This window comes from Allohoeflea poritis, assembly GCF_027889715.1.
Lineage (GTDB): Bacteria > Pseudomonadota > Alphaproteobacteria > Rhizobiales > Rhizobiaceae > Hoeflea_A > Hoeflea_A poritis.
Window position 1 is genome coordinate 101,208 of sequence record NZ_JAPJZH010000010.1, and the last position, 22,659, is coordinate 123,866.

The 22,659-nt window shown below is 60.1% G+C and carries 16 protein-coding genes; 7 read left to right on the forward strand and 9 right to left on the reverse strand.

Annotated elements, in window-relative coordinates; translation table 11 throughout:
• Positions 1–14 precede the first annotated feature (14 nt).
• The 6 genes from rsmA to OOZ53_RS16515 form a co-directional block, all read right to left on the reverse strand.
• Positions 15–845: a 16S rRNA (adenine(1518)-N(6)/adenine(1519)-N(6))-dimethyltransferase RsmA gene (gene rsmA / locus OOZ53_RS16490; RefSeq protein WP_271090765.1), complete on the reverse strand. Its 831-nt coding sequence runs from the start codon at positions 843–845 to the stop codon at positions 15–17.
• Complete coding sequence (gene pdxA, locus OOZ53_RS16495) at positions 845–1,876, reverse strand: 4-hydroxythreonine-4-phosphate dehydrogenase PdxA (RefSeq protein WP_271090766.1); 1,032 nt, start codon at positions 1,874–1,876, stop codon at positions 845–847. The genes rsmA and pdxA overlap by 1 nt, the downstream gene beginning before the upstream one ends.
• A 19-nt stretch (positions 1,877–1,895) precedes the next feature.
• The gene (locus OOZ53_RS16500; protein WP_271090870.1) at positions 1,896–2,813 is read right to left on the reverse strand and encodes a SurA N-terminal domain-containing protein; all 918 of its coding nucleotides are present in this window, start codon (positions 2,811–2,813) and stop codon (positions 1,896–1,898) included.
• Positions 2,814–2,978: 165 nt separating this feature from the next.
• Complete coding sequence (locus tag OOZ53_RS16505) at positions 2,979–5,282, reverse strand: LPS-assembly protein LptD (RefSeq protein WP_271090767.1); 2,304 nt, start codon at positions 5,280–5,282, stop codon at positions 2,979–2,981.
• 32 nt (positions 5,283–5,314) lie between these two features.
• A complete protein-coding gene (lptG, locus tag OOZ53_RS16510; RefSeq protein WP_271090768.1) occupies positions 5,315–6,403 on the reverse strand; it encodes an LPS export ABC transporter permease LptG in 1,089 nt (362 codons plus the stop codon).
• A complete protein-coding gene (locus tag OOZ53_RS16515) occupies positions 6,400–7,611 on the reverse strand; it encodes an LptF/LptG family permease (protein ID WP_271090769.1) in 1,212 nt (403 codons plus the stop codon). Before OOZ53_RS16515 ends, lptG begins: the two co-directional genes overlap by 4 nt.
• A 313-nt stretch (positions 7,612–7,924) precedes the next feature.
• Here OOZ53_RS16515 and OOZ53_RS16520 point away from each other — a divergent pair, with 313 nt between their 5' ends.
• The 5 genes from OOZ53_RS16520 to OOZ53_RS16540 all read left to right on the forward strand — a co-directional run bounded on the left by OOZ53_RS16520 (position 7,925) and on the right by OOZ53_RS16540 (position 13,961).
• Entirely contained in the window at positions 7,925–9,418 is a 1,494-nt protein-coding gene (locus OOZ53_RS16520; RefSeq protein WP_271090770.1) for a leucyl aminopeptidase, read from the forward strand.
• A gap of 52 nt (positions 9,419–9,470) precedes the next feature.
• The gene (locus tag OOZ53_RS16525) at positions 9,471–9,920 is read left to right on the forward strand and encodes a DNA polymerase III subunit chi (protein WP_271090871.1); all 450 of its coding nucleotides are present in this window, start codon (positions 9,471–9,473) and stop codon (positions 9,918–9,920) included.
• A gap of 5 nt (positions 9,921–9,925) precedes the next feature.
• Positions 9,926–11,452 (forward strand): ArnT family glycosyltransferase, encoded by a 1,527-nt coding sequence (locus tag OOZ53_RS16530; RefSeq protein ID WP_271090872.1) that lies wholly within the window; start codon positions 9,926–9,928, stop codon positions 11,450–11,452.
• A 312-nt stretch (positions 11,453–11,764) separates the two neighbouring features.
• Complete coding sequence (locus OOZ53_RS16535; RefSeq protein WP_271090771.1) at positions 11,765–13,252, forward strand: ArnT family glycosyltransferase; 1,488 nt, start codon at positions 11,765–11,767, stop codon at positions 13,250–13,252.
• Positions 13,245–13,961: a phosphatase PAP2 family protein gene (locus tag OOZ53_RS16540; RefSeq protein WP_271090772.1), complete on the forward strand. Its 717-nt coding sequence runs from the start codon at positions 13,245–13,247 to the stop codon at positions 13,959–13,961. Before OOZ53_RS16535 ends, OOZ53_RS16540 begins: the two co-directional genes overlap by 8 nt.
• A gap of 3 nt (positions 13,962–13,964) precedes the next feature.
• On the opposite strand, the gene OOZ53_RS16545 is transcribed toward OOZ53_RS16540, so the two are convergent.
• The gene (locus tag OOZ53_RS16545) at positions 13,965–15,725 is read right to left on the reverse strand and encodes a DEAD/DEAH box helicase (protein WP_271090773.1); all 1,761 of its coding nucleotides are present in this window, start codon (positions 15,723–15,725) and stop codon (positions 13,965–13,967) included.
• A gap of 102 nt (positions 15,726–15,827) precedes the next feature.
• Positions 15,828–17,204, reverse strand: a complete 1,377-nt coding sequence (locus tag OOZ53_RS16550; protein ID WP_271090774.1) for a L,D-transpeptidase family protein — start codon at positions 17,202–17,204, stop codon at positions 15,828–15,830.
• Positions 17,205–17,417: 213 nt separating this feature from the next.
• On the opposite strand from OOZ53_RS16550, the gene OOZ53_RS16555 reads away from it, so the two are divergent.
• Both OOZ53_RS16555 and OOZ53_RS16560 read left to right on the forward strand, forming a co-directional pair.
• Complete coding sequence (locus OOZ53_RS16555; protein WP_271090775.1) at positions 17,418–18,017, forward strand: 2-hydroxychromene-2-carboxylate isomerase; 600 nt, start codon at positions 17,418–17,420, stop codon at positions 18,015–18,017.
• Positions 18,018–18,090: 73 nt separating this feature from the next.
• Positions 18,091–20,769 carry a DUF2339 domain-containing protein gene (locus OOZ53_RS16560; RefSeq protein WP_271090776.1) on the forward strand — a complete coding sequence of 893 codons (2,679 nt, stop codon included), beginning with the start codon at positions 18,091–18,093 and terminating at the stop codon, positions 20,767–20,769.
• Here OOZ53_RS16560 and OOZ53_RS16565 read toward each other — a convergent pair.
• A complete protein-coding gene (locus OOZ53_RS16565; RefSeq protein ID WP_271090777.1) occupies positions 20,766–22,646 on the reverse strand; it encodes an ABC-F family ATP-binding cassette domain-containing protein in 1,881 nt (626 codons plus the stop codon). The genes OOZ53_RS16560 and OOZ53_RS16565 overlap by 4 nt on opposite strands.
• Positions 22,647–22,659: the final 13 nt, after the last annotated feature.

Sequence of the window (22,659 nt, forward strand, 5' to 3'; positions counted from 1 at the left end):
GAAGCGATGTCTTTTCAATACACCGCTTGTGCCAATCTGCAGAATTCCTCCACCGAGAGTGTTTCGGCGCGGCGTTGCGGATCGATTCCGGCACCGACGAGCAGCCCTTCGCCGCCCAGGGCCTTGAGACTTTGGCGGAGCATCTTTCGGCGCTGACCAAAAGCTGCCTGCGTGACCTTGGCAAGACTGGATGCGGCGCAGGCGAGGGGCGTTTCCCGCGGGGTCAGGTGCACGACCGAGGATGTGACTTTCGGCGGCGGCGTAAATGCCTGGCGCGGCACGTCGAAAACGAGTTCGGCCTCCATCCGCCACCCGGCCAGAACGCTGAGGCGTCCATAGGCGCTGGTGCCTGGCCGGGCGACAATACGCTGTGCGACCTCCTTCTGGAACATCAGCGTGAGCGATGCGAAATAAGGCGGCCAGGGTTCGGTGAGCAGCCAGCTCACGAGAAGCGGCGTGCCGATATTGTAAGGCAGGTTCGCGACGATCTTTATCGTATCGCCGGCCGCGAGGGCGGCAAAATCCACCTCAAGCGCGTCGCCTTCAACGATTTGCAGGCGTTGGGGGTAGTGCCCGGCGATCTCCTGCAAAGCGGGCATGCACCGCGCGTCCCTTTCCACGGCGATGACCTTCCGTGCGCCGCAGGCAAGCAGGGCCCGGGTCAGCCCTCCGGGTCCGGGACCGACTTCGAGAATGACTGCGCCGTCGAGATTGCCGGCCGCCCGCGCGATCTTTTGCGTCAGGTTGAGGTCGAGCAGGAAATTCTGACCGAGTGTCTTTTTGGCGTTCAGACCGTATCGGGCGATCACATCGCGCAGGGGAGGAAGCCCGTCGATCGCCGCCATCAGCAATTCTCCCGGGTACGCGCCATGACCATCGTGTCCGCCAGCCTGACGGCGGCGATCAGACTGTCCGGCCGGGCTGTCCCGGTGCCGGCGATATCGAACGCCGTTCCATGGTCAGGCGATGTCCGGATGAAAGGCAGTCCAAGCGTTGTGTTCACCGTATCGTCGAAACCGAGCACCTTTGCAGGAATGAGCGCCTGGTCGTGATACATGCAGATGGCTGCATCGTACCCGCTTCGCGCGGCGTCGTGGAACATGGTGTCCGCCGGAAGCGGCCCGAAAGCGTTGATGCCGGCTGCCTTCAGCTTTGAGACCGCCGGTCGGACGATATCGCCATCCTCGCTGCCGAGCGCCCCGTCCTCGCCTGCATGCGGATTGAGGCCGGCCACTGCCAGCGCCGGTTCGGCGATACCGAACCGTGCCTTGAGATCAGATGCGGTGATCATCGCCGTTTCGACAATGAGTTCCGTGGAGAGCGTGCCGGGAACCGAATGGAGCGGAATATGAACGGTTACGGGCACGGCTTTGAGCTTGGGGCCCGCCAGCATCATGACGGGCCTGCACTGCATCTTGAAGTGCCGTTGTGCGAGTTCGGCCAGAAACTCGGTGTGGCCGGGAAAGGAAAAGCCAGCCGCATACAGCACGGATTTTGCGATCGGATTGGTGACGATGGCGCCGGCTTTCCCGGCAGCAGTCAGTGACACGGCCCGCTCGATGGATTCGATGATTGCCGGCGCATTCTCGGAGGCCGGTGTGCCGGGACGGGCAAGAACGGGATTGTCGAGCGCAAGGACCGGCAAGGCATCACCGCATGACCACGCCTCCGATATATCGCCTATCTCCGCAAGTGATACGTCAATGCCGAGCGTTTCGGCCCTTTGCACAAGCATGGCCGGGCAGGCGATAGCCACCAATGACGGAAGGTCCAGCGTCTTGCGTCGGCCCCACATGTTAAGTGTGATATCAGGACCGATCCCCGCGGGATCGCCCATCGTCAAAACCAGGGGAGCGGCATTCCGGGTCTGTGGCATGGTTGATCGGAACGTTGGATCACTTGTAGATGACCCGGGCCCTCTCGCGCAGTTCCTTGAGATATTTTTCGCTGTTCTTGTTCTGGCTGCTCGAGTCGGAAGACTGCTCCGACCTGAAGACCATTTCCGCCGCGAGGTCGTCCGAGACCTCCTTGCTGGAACAGACCGCGATGAACTCCACGCCGCGATCCGTCACCCTCGTCGCCGTTGTTTTGCCGGAGGCTGTTTTCTCGACCAGCGCCTTCCAGTCCGGCGGCAGTGCCGGTTGCATGACACGGCCGAGGTCCCTGACCGATACGTCCTTCAGCCCCTTCGCGAATTCGCGCGTGCTGTTGCAGCTCACAAACCGTCCGCGCATCGACTCGGCCTCGCGCTTGCGGCTGTTCAGGATGGATTTGCGTTTCGAGGCCGGGACAACGAAGATCACCTGCTGCAGGATATACTCGGTCGTCGTCGGCTTTTCGCCGCCGCGCTCGAGCATTTTGGCCACGAGGTCCTCTGTGCTCATGCGTCCGCCCGAATTGTACCGCGCGCTGACGACGCGGGGCCATGACATCTGCACCCGGATAAACTCCTTGAAGTGACTGGCACCGACGCCAGCCTGGCTGAGCATTTGCGACAGCTGCTTGCTGGACAGCTTGTTGGCAGAGGCAAAGCGGCCGAATGACTGATTGACCTGAGCGTCACTGACGCCGGCGCGAAGGCGCGATACCTCCGACATTTTGATCGCTTCCTCGACCAGCTGCTCCCGCGCTTTCTTTTTCAAATCGCCACGTTCGCGCTGCAACTGCAGCAGCTTGACGCGTCTTTGAACATCGCCCGACGTGATCGCTTTCCCATTCACGATGATGGAGATCTTGCCGGCTGCGAAGGCCGGAGTGTTGAAGGTGGCTGCCGCCGCGATGACCAGCGCCAGTGCCAACACGGCTCTCATCATCACTGGATACGACAATCTGGCAAACCCGCTGCTCATTCCTTTGGTTCCTCGTTCCCCCTCAGGTGGATATTTTCGCAAAACTAGGCGTCGCGGTAAATCCCAACGTTATTTTGGCGAAATAAAGGCTCTTGTCCTGCTGAACGTGGAGATACACCGCCCGATCAACTAGTTGTTATTCAGGAATCCGTCCAACGAAGCAGAGCCGAAGTTAACGTCGCCCAAGGTACGCAGGCTGATCTTTGCGCCGACGCTCCAGTCGATTGCCTCGTCGGCATCGCGCTGTTGGGTATAGGAAAGCGTGATGGCGAAACATTCGTCGGCATAGCCGAAGCCGATTGTATTGTCGGCCATGAATTTGTTCTCGATGTCATAGCTCACGGAGCCGAATGCCTTCCAGTACTCGGTGAACTGTATCGAGGCGGCGCCCTTCAATTCGTTACGACTGGTTGTCGATCCATAGCCGGGCTGCGGCTTCACGGTCGTATGCGCGAATGCGGTGCTTATGATCTTTCCACTGTAGGAAACACCCACATCCGAGCGTTCAAGGTTGAATGACGTCTCGTCGAAGCGGCCCTCGGCGGTCATCGAGAAGCCGTTTGGAAGGTCCACGCCGACACTTCCCACAAAGTCGGACCGATCGGTCTCCAGTCCGGAGAACGCGCCGACATTGACGAGGTCAGGTGTTGCGAAGGAATTCAGTCCGGCAATCTGGTAGGACTGGCCGAATATGCCGCGCAATGAAACGCCATTGCGGAAGGTGCCGGTATAACGAACACCGAGATTCGCACGCGTTCCGCCTTCCATGCGGTCATAGCCTGAGAACTTGTCGCGCTCGAAAAGCGTGCTGGCGTCGAACACGAAGCTCTGCGCATCCTCGTTGGGAAGACCGCCGGCCAGTTGCTCGTCGTTGCGCGCAAATATCTGACCGATCGGTTCCACGACATGCGATACGGAGGCGGTGGCGATCTGGATCGGGTAGCGCGCCTCGACGCCTGCCGTCAGAAGGCCCCGCGCCGGCGTCGTCTGCGTTGTGAACGGGCCGGTATAGCCCATCGGCGCATCGACATCGAGATAATACAGATCGCCTCTGGCAGCGGCGATCGGCGTGATCAGCAGTCCCTGATCGGTGACAATGGTGCGTTTCCACTCCAGTTCGGTCGTCAGACGGGTGCTCGTTCCCTCGACACCGGGATATTTGTCGTTGGCGGCGTCAATCTCGGCCTCGTCGCGCGTCAGGCTGAGCAGGTTGGAATTGAACGTCAACTCGCCGCCGGCAACCGGCCGATCGAAGATCCGCGTATAATCCAGCGACGGATGCACGATCGGCTGCTCTTCCTCATCGGTGCTGGCCGGGTTGGTCGACTGAATGTCGAAATAGAAGCCGCGCAGGTCGAAGAAGTTGCGCCCGGAAAGGCCGGTCAGATAGATCTGGGACGTCTCCGTTATCTCGTTGTAGCCGCCGATGTCATAGGTGTTGGAGAAACTGTTGTCGCTCTGCACCATGACGTCCCAGCCGAACGTCCAGCGCGGGTTGATCTGGAACTCGCCGCGCGAGGCGATCATGCCGCGGTTATCGACACCCGCGTCCACCGTTCCCGCGTCGAACGCATTCGGCGAAAGCTGATGAATCCCGGCGATTTTCAAGACATGCTTGCCGCTCTCGAACTGCTGGCGGAACTCGGCTTCACCGAGGAACCCCTGCCGCGTATAGCCGGAAACGGTTACCGTCAGATCATAGTGCGGGTTCAGCGCGAAGTAATATGGAACACCGACCTTGGCGCCCAGTTGCTTGCTATAGCTGAATGACGGGATAAGAAAGCCGCTTTTGCGCTTGACCGTATGGTCCGGCACCACGAGGAAGGGAAGATAGGCGATCGGCCTGCCGAACAGTTCGAATTGCGCGCCTTCCAGGCGTATGGTCTTCGTCTTGCCGTCCTGTGTGACCCGTCTTGCCTTGATCTGCCACAGAGGCGGTTTGCTCGGGTCTTCCTCACAAATCTCGCATGCCGTGTAGACACCATTGTTCAGCGTCGTGCGCTCTCCGTCGAAACGCTGCGCGCTGTCAGCTACAATCCGCGTGTTGTCCGGGCGCTCAATGCGCAGCGCATTGACAAATCCGTCACCGAAATCGTCCGTAACGTCGAGTTCCTGAGCGTAGATGATGTTACCGTCCGGCTCGATCATCTCGATGTCGCCATAGGCTTTCAGCCGACCGGTCCGCTGATGGTATTCGAGCCGCCGCGCAACCATCCGGTATCCGTCATAGTCGACCTGGACGGCACCCGTCGCGATAACGGTCTGGGTGTCCTGGTTGAAGACGAGTTCGTTGGCTGTCAGCAACAGCTGGGCGTCCGGTGACGCCTGGAAGTTGATGTCGGTGCCGTTAATGCCTTGTGCCTGGGCCGACGAGACGAGGGCGTCGGGCGCCGTGCTTGCCGCAAGGACAGCGAAAAGGCCTGCGATACGCAATATTTTATTTTTGCAGATCGCTGCCGATCCCACTACCCATCCTCCTTGTGGAGAAGCACCGTAATCCCCAATGCCGACGCTACGATTGCAGGCAACCACGCAGCCACGAAAGGCGGCACGGCACCGGCAGTCCCGAACGATTTCGCCAACACTGACACGACATAAAGCAGAAAGCCGGCCAATATGCCAGATAAAATCACCGCTCCGGACTGTCCAAATCGAACAAATTTCAGAGACACCGTTGCAGCAATAAGTGTCATTGCGATCAGGAGCATCGGCAGAGCAAGAAGCGATTGATATTGCATTGCAAACGCATTGGCGCCCAGGCCGTAGGACCGGGCGACCTCGATTTTCCGCGGCAACTCGAAAAATGAGATCGATTGTGGCGATGCCAGCGTCTCCTCGACAAACTCCGGCCGCAGGTTGGTCTTCACCGTCGTCTCGGCGACATTTACAGGCTTTTCCCCGCGGTCGATTCGCGTTGTATTCCGAAGAATCCAGTGACCGTCTTCCAAAACCGCGGTCTCCGCGTCCAAACGCGAGGCGATCCCGCCTTCATTGTCGAATCGAAGAAATGTTGCGCCGCCGAGCAACAGCCCGCGGCGCGCAACGGAGTCGGCGCCGATGATCGTTACCCCGTCCGCCGTGCGTTGCCGCAGCCAGGGTGGGCGCTCGATTGTGCCGACGGTTCCGCGCTTGATGCCGAGGCCCAGTTCCAGTTCCTGCACCTTGGAAAGCGCATAGGAAGAAAATGGGTTGACCACGGCGACCATGATCACACCGATAAGGAAACTGGCGGCGCAAAGCGGGGTCAGGAACTGCCATGCCGAGATGCCTGCCGACCGGGCAACCACGAGCTCATATTTCCTGTTGAGAATCAGCAGCACCGATATCGATGAAAACAGGATAACGAAGGGGACCGTCTCCTGGATGATATTCGGCAGGCGCAGCAGGGACAGAAGCGCGCCAAGACCGAGCGTGTAGCCGGGAAGACGCGAGGCGCGGCTGGAAAACTCAGTGAAATCAACCATGTATATTATGGCGAGAACGCCGAGGATGAACCAGATCGTCATCACGACATAACGCCGGAAGAGATAACGCCAGAGCGTGAAGCCGATCATTGCGCGCTCCTCTTGCCGCTTCCCGTCAGGTCTGACATCCAGTTGCGCAGATGGACCAGGAAGGGTTGGTCCTCTGAACTCAATCGGCTCGACAGATCGGTCAGATAGCGCGGCGTTCTGTAAGTCCAGTTCGTGATCATGAAAAGGCTGCAGATCCCGATCGCGCCAAGAGGGACAGCGTAGCACAAAATGCTGAAGATGCGGCTGCTGGAGGATTCGTCCACAGAATAGAACCCGAAGCCGCGCAGCAGAAACGCAATCGACGCGGCTGTAACCACGCTCCAGACCTGCTCATGACGGTTGGAATGGGCTTTCCCCAGGAAAAACACGGTAATGAAGCCAAAAGTGAGCGGGTAAAGCCATTCCGACAATCGTTTGTTTATGCGTTTGATGAAGTCGCGGGGGTTGCGCTCGTAATAGGGATCGCTCGTGTCCGGGTTGAACAGATAGCTGGTCGGTCTTTCCTTTGGAGGCGGTGCGCCGGTACGCCCGGACGAACCGCCGATCAGGCTGAGATCCAGCGCATAGGTGGCAAAGCGGATGATCGAAACATTGCCGCTGCCATTATCCTTGCGGTGAAGCTCGCCGTCCGACAGAATCAGCAGATCGCGTCCGCCGCCTTCCGTGAAGACCCCGTGTTTCGCGTGGTAGAGCAGATCGACATCCTTGTCGCGCTCATCCGCCAGGAAAATGCCGCCGAGTTGCCCGCCGGGAAGTTTCTCGGCGACACTGACATAAAGACCGTCCTCGACCTTGTGAAACGCGCCCGACTGGACCGCAGCGGAAAAAAGATCGGCGGATGCCTGGCTGACCAGGATCTTTATCTGCTTGTTTATCCAGGGTTCGACGAAATTGCTTTCGGCCAGGCTGAGCAGCGACATCAATGTCGCGACCAGCAGGATGGGGCGCGCGATCAAGGCGCGCGATCCCCCGGATGCCTCGATCACCGCGAGCTCTGAATCCGTGTTCATGGTGCTCAACGTCTGGGCCGCGCCGATCATGAGCGCAAAGGGCATGACGATGACCATCATGGTCGGCATGACAAGCCCGGCCAGCTTGAGAAAGGCAAGCAGCGATTGCCCGGTGGAGCTCAGGAGGTCCACACGAAGCAGAACCTGCGTTGTCATTGCGATGGTGGCCGTCGCGAGCATCGTGCCGACGGAAAGGATCAGCACTCTGCTGAGTATGTATCGTTCAATGAGCTTCATTCAGCACAATAATCCGGCAGACCATCAACCGGCTGCGAATTGCCGCGACCGGATTTACCCACTATTTGCTTATACCTAACACGCGGTGAGCTGCGATAGTAAACACTTCATTAACACATGTTCGCACGCTGCATTGTGTGACAAATCGGTACCCATAATCCTGTAACGCCTTTGTCGGTGCGCCGCCGATTCCGGCGCATGCCGGATCTGTGTACTTGTCATTGCGCTTGAAAAGGCCAACATGTTGCTTTGACTGTTGTCGTTCCTCGTTCGGACCAGCGTCCGATATACCCACTGAAATTGCGGAGCTTTTATGTCGCGGAAAATCAACTTTACCTTCTCCAGATCTTCGACGGCCAATGACGGATTGATCGTCCTTTTATGCCCGAAGGGTGGGGAATTGCCCGAAAGTGCCTCGATCGCCGACCCCGAGGGTGTACTGAAGAAGGCAATGCAGGTTGCCGAATTTGAAGGAAAGAAATTCTCCGCTCTTGACGTCCTCGCGCCGCAGGGAAGTCCCGCGGACCGTATCGTGGTCGTTGGCATCGGCGATGCTGCTGATTTGAACGGCAATGACTGGCTGCGAATAGGCGGTGCGATCTTCGGTCAGGTCAAGAAGTCGCGAAAGGTGGTCGTCTATGCCGATGCCGGCGCGTTGGAGATTCCGGCGGACGACATCGCAAACATGGCGCTTGGCATCATGCTGCGCAGCTACGAGTTCGATGCCTACAAGACGAAGAAGAAAAACAATGGTGGCGCCGGGAAGGACAAGGACTTTGCCGTGAAGCTGGTCAGCGGCAATGCGGCCACGGCGAAAAAATCCTTCGCGGCGGCGCAGGCCGTCGCCGACGGCGTCATGCTCGCACGCGATCTTGTCAATGAGCCGGCCAATATCCTCGGACCCGTCGAATTCGCCAAGAAGGCGAGCGCGCTCGAAAAACTCGGTGTGGAGGTCGAAATTCTTACCGAGAAAGAGATGAAGAAGCTGGGCATGCGTGCGCTTCTGGGCGTTGCACAGGGCTCGGTTCGGCCGCCGCGCCTTGCAATCATGCATTGGAAGGGCGGCAAGCAGAAACAAAAGCCGATCGCCTTCGTCGGCAAGGGCGTCGTGTTCGATACCGGCGGCATTTCTCTCAAACCCGGCGCCGGAATGGAGGACATGAAGGGAGACATGGGCGGAGCCGCCGCGGTGCTCGGTCTGATGCATACGCTGGCTGCGCGCAAGGCCAAGGCCAATGTGGTCGGCATTCTCGGGCTCGTCGAGAACATGCCGGACGGCAATGCCCAGCGGCCCGGCGACATCGTAACCTCGATGTCCGGCCAGACAATCGAGGTGATCAATACGGATGCCGAAGGACGCCTGGTTCTTGGCGATGCGCTCTGGTACTGCCAGGACCGGTTCGATCCGCAGTTCATGATCAATCTCGCGACCCTGACCGGAGCGGTGATCGTGGCGCTCGGCCATCATCACGCGGGCCTTTTCTCCAATGATGATGAATTGTGCGAGCGCCTCGCGGAGGCCGGAAAGGTGACCGGCGAGCATGTCTGGCGCATGCCGCTGGCGCCGGAATACGACAAGATGATCGATTCCAAATTTGCCGATATGAAGAATGTCGGCGGCCGCTGGGCGGGTTCGATTACGGCAGGCCAGTTCCTGCAGCGATTCGTCAACGACACGCCCTGGGCGCATCTCGACATCGCCGGCACCGCAATGGGTTCGCCGCAGACCGAAATCAACCGTTCCTGGGCTTCCGGTTTCGGTGTGCGGTTGCTCGACGAGCTCGTGCGCGCCCATTACGAGCGGTAATCGCCAACTTGGCGGTTGTCCGTTCATGGTCTCTGCGTGTAGCTTCCGGGCGATGACGGACGTGCTTTTCTATCACCTGACCGAGTCGCGGCTCGAGGACGCGCTGCCGCCGCTGCTGGAGAAAAGTCTGGAGCGCGGGTGGCGCGTGGTGGTTCAGACAGGCAGCGAAGAACGCCGCGATGCCCTGGACCAGCATTTGTGGACCTATCGCGATGAAAGTTTCCTGCCCCACGGCACGGACGTGTCGCAGCAGCCCGACCGGCAGCCCGTTCTTGTCTGCGCGACACCGGGAAATGCCAATTCGGCGCAGGTACGGTTTCTGGTCGACGGCGCGGAACCGGCGGAGCTCGCGGACTATGAGCGTGCCGTGTTCATGTTCGATGGGCATGACCAGGGTCAGGTCGAGGCGGCGCGGTCCCACTGGAAGGTCCTGAAAGACGCCGGGCACGAACTGACATACTGGCAGCAGACGCCTGACAGGCGTTGGGAGAAGAAGGCTTGACGGAAATGATCCGGCAGGACCGTCTGCCGGTCGCCTTCGTCCTGCTGCTCTTGGCTTACTTCCTGGTTCAGACCCTGACTTTCTCGCTTTTCAAGAGCGGGGCCGATATCGATACGACGGAACTGATGATGTACAACCAGTTCTGGTCGCTGGGATATTGGGGAAGCCAGCCGCCGCTCTACAATTGGATGACGCATCTGGCCGCGGATGTTTTCGGCACGTCGATCATCGTCTATTCGGCGGTAAAGTTTTTTCTCTTGTTCGCGGCCCTGGTTTTCGTATTCCTGAGCGCGAGGGAGCTGGGTTTTTCCACGCGCGCTGCTGTCGCGTCGGCGTTGGGCGTCTTTGCGGTGCCGGAAATCTCCTGGGAGACCCAAAGGGCTTTATCTCACAGCGCCGCGGTCAATGCTTTCTGTGCGATGAGCCTTTTTGCGTTCGTGCGTCTGCGCAGGACGGGCGAGCTGGCAGATTACGGGTTCTTCGGCCTTGCTGCCGCGGCGGCTGCTTTGTCCAAATATAACGGCGTCTTCTTCCTTTCGGCGATCGTGTTGGCCGCCTCACTGACGCGCGGCTTTGCCGGTGCAATTCTGAACCGGAAAATAGTCGTTTCGGTTGCCGTATTCGCGGTTGCCGTCCTGCCGCATCTCTTGTGGGCGCTGGACAATACCGAGATCGTTTTCCACCGGCAGGTAAAATTCGGCGTCGGTGAGGGCACTGGTGCCGCTGGAAATCTGCTGTCGGCCGTTCTTTCCTGGACAAAGGCGAATGTCCTGACCGCGATCCTTGTCGTCGTCGCTGTATTGGCCACATATCTTGTGGACCGGGCTCGCGCGCGCCGGTGGACCATCAGCGTCGGGGAGACCGGCAGATTTTTGGTCCTCACGATTCTGTTTTTTGAGCTCATTTTGCTGGGCCTGTTGCTGTTTTACGGCGCCACAAGAATGGAAAACCGTTGGCTCCAGCCCGTTTTGCTGATCCTCCCGCTGACGATTCTGTCGCTGTTTGAGTGCGGTTCGCGGGTCGATGCCGATCGACGCCCACCCGGCAACCCGGGACTGACCAGGACGTTTTCCACAATGGGGCTGATCATCATGGCCGCGACACTCGTCGCCTTGCCCTTGTCCGAGGTGGTCATGGGCCGGATGAAGGCAAATGAGACCCACTTTGCCTATGACGTTTTGCTGGAAGATCTTGAAAAAGGGGCGTCCGGACGCGTCGGCACGGTCGTTTCGAACGAGTCGGACGTGTTCGGCAATCTGTTGCTTTATGACCCCGACATGCGATTCTACAGCACCAACCTGATCCGGGCCGGGCACGACATCCCGGTTCCGGCGGTCTTGATCTGGTCGGGGCACGGCAATGTTCCGCACTATCTGTCGGAGATCGCGAAGGCTGTGGGGTGGCCGGTCGACGACATTAAGGTTCACAGGTCGACCATGCCGGTAAACGGCAATACCAGGCGTGTTCGCTACAGCTACTTGGTCGTGCATGAGCCAGTACACCAGGACACGACCGGTCCTGATACGCATTGACGGGACCGCCGCTGCCGATTGCGATTTAAATCCTGTTCCATTCCTGCTAAGAGCCCCTTCGGGAAGTAATGATTGGTTTGGGCTGAGCCTGTTTGTCCAATATCAAACGCGCCGATAGGGGCAAGGCAGGCTCAATTCGAACGGGCGAAACCAGTTCAGGTGCTTTTTGAGGAGAGGCCGGCTGACGGGAGGTCAGCCTGCAGCGTCGTCTTTTCGTCAAAAATCGCTTGAAACTGGCTATGTCAAACCAGCCGTTAACTCCCGAAAGGGCTCCAAGAGCCGATCAGATTCGAAGACAGCCAGGCAACGTTCGTGCACGCCATTCTCAGTCCACTGAAAAACCAAGAACTCGACCCGGCATCGCAAGACTGGATGAAGGCGGGAATTGCAGCCTGTGCGATCCTTACTCTCTATCGCGTTATTCTTTTCCTTTTCGACCAGACCGACCTGTTCGTGGACGAATCGCAGTATTGGCTTTGGAGTCAGGATCTTGACTTCGGTTATTACTCGAAGCCGCCGCTGATCGCCTGGACGATCCGCCTCTTCACGGAGATCGGGCAGAGCGATTCGATTTTCTGGGTGCGGCTGCCGGTTCCGCTTTTCCATTTCGCGACCGCTCTGATCCTGGGTTCGCTCGGCAAATATCTCTACGATGCGCGCACCGCCTGCTGGGCGATGATCTCCTACATCACCATGCCGGCCGTGACTCTCGGCAGCGCCGTCATTTCGACCGACACGATCATGGCGCCGTTCTTCTCTCTGGCGCTGCTGTTCTATTTCCGGCTGCTGCACGAGGGCCATGCCCGATTTGCGCTGCTCGCCGGTGCCATGGCGGGGCTTGCTTTTCTTGCCAAATATGCGGGCATCTATTTCATCATATGCGTGGTACTGGCGGCCGTCTTCATGTCCAAGGCGCGGCCATCGTGGCGCAACGCGCTTCTGGTTCTGGTGACATTCGCGGTCGTCGCCATGCCGAACCTCGTCTGGAACTATTTCAACGACCTGACGACCTTCGAACATACGATGGACAATGCGGACTGGGTTCGCAGGAACTCCAGCGAACTGGACCTGAAATATCTCAAACTCGCCGAGTTCTTCTTCAGCCAGTTCGGCGTTTTCGGTCCGATCCTGTTCGGGTCCCTGATCGCCAGTGTTTACAAGGCGCGCGAAGCGGATTCGCGTATCCTTCTGTTCTTTTCTGTGCCTGTTATCCTCATCGTGTGCGTTCAGGCATTGCTGTCCAAAGCCTATGCGAACTGGGCGGTCGCCGCCTATTTTGGTGGCACGGTGCTCGTCGTGGCGGGACTTCTGCAGGAGCGCTACTACCGGTTGCTCAGACTTTCCGTCTGGATCGGCGTTGTCATAGCCATCGGCCTGCCGTTCCTGACGGCCATTGCCTATCATGTAAGCATTGACGGCGAAAAACCCGCTCTCAAACGCATACTGGGAAGGGAAAGACTAAGCCAGGACATCATTGACGCGGCGAAAGCGAACAATGCCGACTTCATCCTGGTGGGTGGGCGCGATATCCTTGCTGATCTCTTCTATACCGGGCGCGATTCCGGCGTGGTCATCCGCTCGATAAGACCGCGCGGCCGGGCGCAGAATTACTACCAGCAAAATTTCTCCCTGGATGAGAACACACCCGGAAAGGCTGTACTTTGGGTCGCCGGCCGGCCGACCGTGGAGTGCGACGGGGAAATAATCCAGCCCGTGGCAACCCTGACGACGCAGGGCGGCGCGTATCATGGCGGTGAGATGTTCGCCTTCCTGATGGACCGTGGGTGTTTCGATGGCTGATCCGGATCATGGTCAACTCACCGAGGAGGTCCTGCTGGGGCTCGGGCTTCTCTTCCTGCTGTTCAACATATTTCCGGGCATCGACCTCTGGGTGTCGGGGTTTTTCTACGACAGCGTCACCGGAGGGTGGACGGCACAAAACGCCTTCTTCAACGCCTATCGCGGCGCATTCAACGTCGCCAGCATCGGGCTGGCCGTAACCTGTCTTGCGCTTTGGGTCGTGTCGATCTGGCGCGGGCCCGTCTTCAAGGTGCCACAGCCTGTCTGGGGTTTCGTTCCGCTTCTCTACATTCTCGGACCGGGCATTCTTGTGAACGCAGTCCTGAAGAACATGTGGGGAAGGGCCCGCCCTGGCGACGTGGCCGAATTCGGCGGCGAAAGGTCGTTTTCGCCTGCTTTCATCATATCCGACCAGTGTGACGGCAACTGCTCATTCGTATCGGGCGAGGGCTCCGGAGCGACCGCCTTTTTCATCTCCGTGCTGGTCTTGAGCGCTTACATACCCAACAAGGCATTGCGCAATTGCATTTTGGCTTTGGCGCTGGCATGCGCATCGCTTGCCGCGCTGCTGCGGGTCCTGAAGGGTCGGCACTTCCTTTCCGACACCCTTGGATCGGTTTTGTTCGTGTCATTGGTCGCCGTTCTGCTGCACTGGCTTCTGGTCGGAAAAGCGGCTGGCAAGCAAAGGGATCCAGCGCAAAAGGCATGACGGCTATGCGGATTTCGGCTTGCCTGCGCGTTTTTTCTTGGGCGCGGCCGGACGTTTCGCCTTTGCTTTGTTCTTGAAGCCACGCGGTTTTCGACCGTTTTCCGGGCGCTTGTGTTTTTTCCCGCGGCTCTTCCGTGGATTATCCGGTCGGCGATTGTTTTCAACGTCGGATTCGTCCGGTTGATATTCGCCGATATGCTCGATCGTCAGATCGGGCTCGACACACCCGTCGTCGCTGATCTTCTTCCAGAACGCGACCACGCAGTCCGGATCGATCTCGAAGAGCGTGTAAGAATTCCTGATCTGGATCGATCCGACAGAGCGGCGCGTGATGCCGCCGGAGCGGCATATGATCGGCAGGAGCCGCCTCGGCTCCGCTTTCTGCTTCCTGCCCGTGCTGATGCGGAACCAGACCCCGTCCTGGAATTCCCGTGTCTTTTTCGGTTCGCTTTCGTCTTGAGCAACGACCGAGATTTCTTCGGCCGCCGGAAGGAAGGACCGGTGCATACGGCAGAAGGCGGCCGCGATCTGCTCAGCCGTGTATCTTTGGAGCAGGGTGCCGGCAAGGTCCCGTTCGCCGTCATCCGGATCGCCGCTCAAATATGCGCTGTTCAAAAGCCTGTCGTCATCGCGCTCGGTGATCTGATCGAGGCTGGGTGCCGGGATCCAGGTCAGCTTTATCTTTGCGCCGCGCACCAGGCGCTCGGCGCTGCGCTTCCGGTCGCCGCCTACCACCACGGCGCAAACGCCCTTGCGTCCGGCGCGGCCCGTGCGGCCGCTTCTGTGCAGCAGTGTTTCCGGATCGTTCGGAAGATCGGCGTGGACCACGAGATCGAGCTCCGGCAGGTCGATGCCGCGCGCCGCGACGTCGGTGGCCACACAAACCCGGGCGCGCCCGTCGCGGATCGACTGCAATGCATGCGACCGTTCGCTCTGGCTCAGTTCACCTGAAAGCGCGACCGCGGAAAAACCGCGATTTGCCAGGCGGCTGGACAGGCGTTTGACCTCGCCACGGGTACCGCAGAATACGATGGACCGGGGCGCATCATGGAAGCGCAGGAGGTTGATGACCGCGTTTTCGCGCTCGTTCGGGGCCACCACATGGGCGAAATAGGTGATATCGGCGTGATGGCTTCGTTCTCCATGGACCGATATGCTTTCCGCGTCCCGCTGATAGCGTTTCGCCAATGCGGTTACCGTGCGCGGCAGGGTGGCCGAGAACATCAGCGTGCGGCGGTCCTGCGGCGCGGCATCGAGAATGAACTCCAGATCCTCGCGAAATCCGAGGTCGAGCATCTCATCCGCTTCATCGAGCACAACCGTTCGCAGCTCTGTTGTGTCGAGCGAGCCGCGTGTGATGTGATCGCGAAGCCGCCCCGGCGTTCCGACGACAATGTCCACGCCGCGCTCAAGGGCACGCCGTTCGCTGCGCGGATCCATGCCGCCGACGCAGGAGGAAACACGCAAACCGGTCCGTTCGAACAGCCATTCGAATTCACGGCGCACCTGCAATGCAAGCTCGCGTGTCGGCGCGACGATAAGCGCGAGGGGCGACGCGCCTTCCGCATCGTTTCGGGCATCGATCACACCGCGCGAAATCGCAAGGCCGAAAGCCACCGTCTTGCCCGAGCCGGTCTGGGCGGAGACGAGAAGATCGCCGTGATCCTTATCCAGAACGGCGGACTGAACGGGTGTGAATTCGGTAAAGCCGCGTTGGTTCAACGCGGCGGCAAGCGCCGGATCGACGCGCTCGAAGGCAGACATATGAGCAGAACTTTCGTGAAGGCGCTTTGAGTTGCCGCGCCGCTTGGCCGCCTGACTGTTCAGGCAGGTTCCGCGCTGCTCTACAGCCTGACGCCCGGAACGTCAATCCGACCAGTTGTTGGTCACGACAATGAAATCCGTGCCCTTGTGGGCTTCGTCGTTGATGCCTCCGTCGGCAATGACGATCGAGGAACCGGCGACGGTCATGACAAGAAGGCGCGAGCGCACATATTGCGGCAGGTGAACGCGGTCGAGCGTGGCATGGACCCCTGACGCGCGGATGGCGCTGTATTCGTCCAGTTCGAGCAGTGGCGAAGTGGCCACGCTATCCGCGAGCTGCATATGCTGCCATTGAAGCTTGTCAGGCTCCATGCGGTGGGCAATCGCCGACAGGAAATGCGTGCCGAGGGGCTGGGTCGGGTTGTCTATGAAGACCGGCGCGTCGAAGAGCGGCCGGAAGCCCTGGCGAACATAGATATGCCCGGTGGAGAAGCCGCCACGGCCGGTGTCCTGCGACAGCTCGCGGGCCAGAGCCACCGAAACCGCCCCGGTCGGCTCCAGCTCCCGGTCCCTCTGGTAGCGCAGGATCGCATCGCCCATCTCGCTGCCGATCAGACCGTCTTCGCTGCCGGCCTCGAAGCCGAGCTGATTGAGCATGGACTGGATGTCGCGAACGAGCTCGCGGCCCGTCCTCTGGGTGATCAGAATGCGAATGGGATCGCGCGATGACGGCATGACAAAACCGTCATCGGCATCAACGAGTTCCATATGCGCGTCAAAGCTGCTGCGAAGCTCGAGATTGTCGGAGGTTGTGTCCGCGTCGCTGCCCGATTCGGCATTGCCTGATCCGAACACCACCATCGAACCGGTGGACTTGCGGTTCATCGGCTTGACCACCACCGGCGTGATGGCCGCAGACCGCGCCACGGTCTGAGCGGGTTTGCCGCCCGGATAGAACAGCTTGTTGTGGGCGATGGGGCGCGGCAGGCGCTCATCTTCCGTAATCAGCACATGTGCCCCGGTTCCGGTAAAGCCGAAAAGCTGTTTCGCAAATGCGCCCGGCATTCGAATGCAGCCATGCGATGCCGGATAATCGGGAACGTGATCGGATTCGTGCAGCGCGATGCCCGACCAGGTCAGGCGCTGCATGAAGGGCATGGGCGCCTGGCTATAGATGTTGGATTTGTGATGACGCCGTTTTTCCAGGATGCTGAAGATGCCCGTCGGTGTTCTGTGACCTTGTTTTCCGGTCGATACATGGGTGCGCGCGACAATTTCGTCGCCGACGATGACCCGCATGGACTGATTGTCCAGCGAAACAAGCATCAGTACCGGCTCGACCGGCCGTTCATTCGGAAGAATGGACGGTATGGCGCCCGAATCCCTGACATGGACGCTGGCCGCCTGTGCCGGCCCATCGGCAAAGAGCGCGGTCGTCGAAATCGCGAGCGTGATGCCTATCGAAGACAGAATACGCATGACAAGGGCTGCCTCCCGTTTGCAGCCTGACCATACGGCCACAGGATTAGAAATCCGTAAACCGGTTTTGCTGCAAGGAAGCGCCCCGCACAAGCAGCCATTAGGTAAGGGAACTCCATTGCCTTTTACGTAAACGTTATTTATCCCTTGTGGACGCTGTCGAGGCGCGGCGCTTGATGTCGCCGCCGAAGGTTACCGTCCAGGAGGTTGGAATTGTCCAAAACCATTGATTTTTATTATGATTTCGTAAGCAGTGCATCCTATATCGCCTACAAGCGGCTGCCTGAGATGATCGAGAAGGCCGGCGGCAAGATCAATTGGAAACCGATGGTTCTGGGCGGTGTGTTCAAGGCGGTCGGCAATAGCGGACCCGCCAATATCCCGGCCAAGGGCAAGTGGATGTTCGACGACATGATGCGGATCAGCGGCAAGCACGGCTTCAAATTTTCCGTCAACCCGAAATTTCCTCTCAACACGATCATGGTCCTGCGTGGAGCCGTGGCGGCGGAAAAGTTCGGCGACGATGTCCTCAAGAAATATATGGATGTCATGTTCGATGGCGCCTGGGCCAATGACGACGATATTTCCGACCCCGCGGTGGTCATGGAGCTGATGGACAAGGCCGGCCTGCCCGCGCAGGAGATCGCCAACATGGTGCAGGACCAGGCCATCAAGGACGAGCTTCGCGCCAATACGGAAGAAGCGGTCGAGCGCGGCGCATTCGGGGCCCCGACGTTCTTCGTCAACGGCGAGATGCATTGGGGACAGGACCGGATTGACGATGTCATGGAGGCTTTCCACAAGGAAAGCTGAGGCAGCATTGACCGGGGATTGCAGCAGTCCGTAACGTCTTGATCCTGGTTGCGGAGGAAAAGGATGCGGGCCCATGTTTGACCTGATGGCGCCGATTCTGTTGCTGGCGGCGCTGCTGGTCGTCGGCCCGATCCTGGGAACCATAGCTTTTTTCAAGGTGCGGACCCTGCAACGGGAAGTCGACAAGCTGCGTGCAAGCCTGGCCGGTTCAGCGCCGGATGTATCGGCAGCGGTGTCGGTCCCGTCCGTCGGGTCCAGGTCCGAGGCTCCTGAGCGGCAGCCGGAAGAAGACGATATCAGGGCCGATGAACCGGCGGCGTCCGAAGAGCCGGCCGATGACGACGGCGATAAGGACGCACCACCCGAAGCGCCCGCTGCGCAGCCGGATACGGGAGGACGGGGCCTCGAAGAAACCGTCGGCGCCAAATGGGCCGTCTGGGTCGGAGGGCTGGCGCTGGCGCTCGGCGCCGTTTTCATGGTCCGCTACTCCATCGAGCAGGGTATTCTCGGGCCGGGCGCCCGTATCCTTGCCGGCCTGTTCTTTTCAGCCGCGCTCATCGCCGTCGGCGAGTGGACACGCGGGCGCGGCGCAGCCTACTCCGTCGGCGGTTTCGAGAGCGCCAATGTTCCGGCGATCCTGACCGCGGCGGGAACACTCGGAGCATTTGCGACCATATACGCGGCTTACCAGCTTTATGGCTTCCTCGCGCCCGGTATGGCCTTCATCGCGCTCGGGCTTGTCGCGGTTGCAACGATGATTGCCGCACTGCTGCACGGGCCGCTGCTTGCAGCAATCGGCATTGTCGGCAGTTACGTCGTTCCCTTCCTGGTCAGTTCGCAGGAGCCGAATACGGCCGGTCTTGGCCTTTACGCATTCGCGGTCTCTATTGCCGCCTTCGGTGTCGGTCGCCTTCGCCTCTGGCGATGGCTGGCGGTGATCGCCGCGCTTGGGCTCGTCTTCTTCGGCGCCCTGATGTTTATCCTTGCAACGCAAGGTGAAAAGCCGATTGTCGGCATTTATATTCTCGCCACCTGGGCAGCCGTCTTCTACGTCTTTGTCTCCAGCCTCTATCAACGGTCGATATCGGAATGTCCGGTCAATGACCGGATTGCCGTTCTGATGCTGTCTCTGGTGCTTGTGTTGGCGCTGGGCTTCGTGGTCACCGATACCGATGCCGCCACCGTAGTCGGCCTGCTGTTGCTGGTCTTCATTCCTTTCGCTTCCGCCTTCTTTTATCCGGCGATCCGCCTGATTGTTCCGGTTGCCAGCCTGGTTGTCGTGCTCGGCTATGCGGGTTGGGAACTCACGGCCGATAGCTGGGCGCCGCTCGCCTATGGTCCCGATGCGCCGGGTTCGATCAATCCGAACATCCTCCCGGGTTATCAGCAGAAGGTGCTGTCGCTCTTCGGCGGCTTGGGCTTTGCGATCGCGGCGCTGGCCGGTGCCATAGGCCTCTTCGGAGCGTTGCGATCGGCCGCCCGGGTGCCGCTCGCCTTTGGCGGCGCGTTCGTGCCGCCGCTGATCCTCGCAGTCTGTTATGCGCGCACCGACTTTCTTGACGTATCCGTGCGTCTCGGCGTCATTGCGCTGGTCTTGAGCATCGCGCTTTACGCGGTGGCGCAATATGCCGATCGCCGGCTGTCGGATACGAGCGCGGGCAGGGCGGGCGTTGCCGCCAACTATATGATCGCGGCTCTTTCGACCTTGACGCTCGGTCTGTGCATGGTCCTCGAACGCGGCGCACTCACGGTCTCGCTTGCGCTGATGGCACCGGCCACCGCTTATATCTACAGTCGCAACCCGCTGGCGGCGCTGCGGCCGCTGGCGCTGGTTCCGGCGGTGCTCTGGGCGGCGCGCATTGCCTGGGATCCGGCCATCGTGGGCGGGTCGCTGGGCGACACACCGGTCTTCAACTGGCTGCTTTACGGTTATGGAATTCCGGCAATCGGTTTCGTTGCGGCCGCCTGGCTGCTCGCCCGCCACGGCCGCGACCGCTGGCTTGACGTGATGGAGGCCGTGGCCGTGGCGACGGTGACGGCGGCTCCTGCGATTGTCGGCTTGCACGCGCTCGATCCCGAGGCCGTTTTCACACCGATCGACACGCTGCCCGAAGCGGCTCTGCTGGTGCTCGTTGGTGGAGGGGTGGCCCTCGGCATCCTGCAGTTGCGGCTGGCAGGCGTCAGCGCGACACTGCGCGTGGCCACCGATATCCTGGGCTATGCCGGCATGATTGTCGCGGTCTTGTGCCTCATCGGAATTTACAATCCGTTGTTGACCGGCGCCACCATCGGAAAAAGCTGGTTCTTCAACATTCTGGCCTTCAGCTATCTGTTGCCCGGTTTACTTTATGGCGTCCTTGGTCTCCGGAGCGCTGCAGTTCGGCCCGTCTATGCGATTGGAGCCTACAGCGTCAGCGGCGTCCTGCTCTTTGCCTGGATCAGCCTTTCCATCCGCCACTGGTTCCATCCGGTCGCCCTTGATGTCGGTCCGACGAGCGATCCGGAGCTGTACACCTATTCGGCGGCGTGGCTGGCCATCGGCATCGCGACGCTTGCGGCAGGCATGATAGGCGGCGTCCGGACGTTGCGCCTGCTTTCCGGTGTCATCATCGTGGTTGTCGTCGCCAAGGTTTTCGTGGTCGATATGTCGAGCCTGACGGGTTTCCTGCGGGCGTTGTCATTCATCGGCCTCGGCGCCGTGCTCGTCGCGATCGGACTTGTCTATCAGCGGCTGTTGCGCCGGCATGCTTAGCCCTTTGACGCATCCTCGTATTCGCCGGACAGAAGCAGCCACTGCTCCTCGGCTTCGGCCAGTTGCGCCTGCGCATTGCTGCGCTCCTTGGCCTTGAGCGCTGCCCTGTCCGGTGACTTTTCGTAGATTTGCGGGTCCGCCAGCTCCGCATCGAGCTGTTGAATCAGCGCCTCAAGACGCCCCGTCAAGGCTTCAATTTCATTGATCTTTTTCTTCAAAGGCGCCAGTTCCTTGCGTCGGTCGGCGGCGGCCCGGCGCTGTTCCGCCTTCGACGCTCCGCCCGGAACGTCCTTTTGCCGGCTCTGCCCGCGCGATCCGCTCACCACAATGCTGCGGTATTCCTCCAGATCGCCTTCGAAACTCTGGACGGTTCCGTCCTTGACCAGCCACAGCCGGTCCGCCGTCGCCTCGATCAGGTGCTGGTCATGCGAAATCAGGATAACCGCGCCATCGAAGGTATTGAGCGCATCGATCAGCGCCGACCGGCTGTCGATATCCAGATGGTTGGTCGGCTCGTCGAGGATCATGAGATGCGGCCCCTCGAATGTCGCGAGACCCATGAGGAGGCGGGCTTTCTCGCCGCCGGAAAGATCGCGGGCAGGGGTGTCCATCTTTTCCGTCGATAGCCCCATCTGCGCCACACGCGAGCGCACCTCGGCTTCCGGCGCATCCGGCAGCCGTTTGCGCACATGTTCATAGGCGCTGGCGGTTGGCACGAGGTCGTCGATCTGGTGTTGCGCGAAATAGCCGATCTTGAGGTTCGGCGCGCGGGTCATGACGCCGCTACCCGGTTGCAGTTTTTCCGATATCAGCTTCGCGAAGGTGGATTTGCCGTTGCCGTTGGCGCCAAGCAGGGCAATGCGGTCGTCATTGTCGATGCGCAGGTTCAGCCTGCTGAGCACCGAATCGCCCGGATTGTATCCGACCGAGACCCCTTCAAGCTTGATGATGGGGGAGGCGGGCTGTTTCTTCGGTGCCTGAAAGGCAAAGCCCTGCACATGCTCCTCGACAACCGCTGAAATGTCGCCGAGGCGTTCGATCGCCTTGAGGCGCGACTGGGCCTGGCGCGCTTTCGAGGCCTTGTAGCGGAAGCGCTCGACAAAGGCTTCCATGTGCTTGCGCCTGGCCTGCTGCTTCTCGCGCGCCTTCATCTGCAACTCGCGCGCGGCGGCGCGCTGGCGCTCGAACTGGTCGAACGGGCCGCGATAGAACACAAGCTTCTTGCGCTCCAGATGCACGATGGAATTGACGGCCCGGTTTAGCAGGTCGCGGTCGTGGCTGATGATGATTACCGTGTGCGGGTATCGCCGCACATAATCCTCAAGCCACAGCGTGCCTTCCAGGTCGAGATAGTTCGTCGGCTCGTCAAGCAGCAGCAGATCGGGTTGCGCGAACAGCACGGCGGCAAGGGCCACGCGCATGCGCCACCCGCCGGAAAAACTCGAAGCCGGGCGCTTCTGTGCCTCGTTGTCGAAGCCGAGCCCGGAGAGAATGCTGGCGGCGCGCGACTCCGCCGAATGCGCACCGATATCGGTCAGCCGGGTCTGAATCTCGGCAATACGGTGCGGGTCCGTTGCCGTCTCGGCTTCCTGCAACAGGGCGACGCGCTCGGTATCGGCCTCGAGAACGATGTCGATCAGCGGCTCCTCGGTTCCCGGCGCTTCCTGCGCGACCTGGCCGATGCGGCAGTTCCTTGGCAGGCTGACCGTGCCGGTTTCGGCGGTAAGATCGCCGCAGATGACGCGAAACAGGGTCGATTTGCCGGCGCCGTTGCGGCCGACCAGACCGGCCTTGGTTCCTTCCGGCAGAGTCAGGGAGGCGTGATCGATCAGCAGGCGTCCGGCGATGCGGGCCGAGATGTCGGACAGGGTCAGCATGCCCGCTTATTGG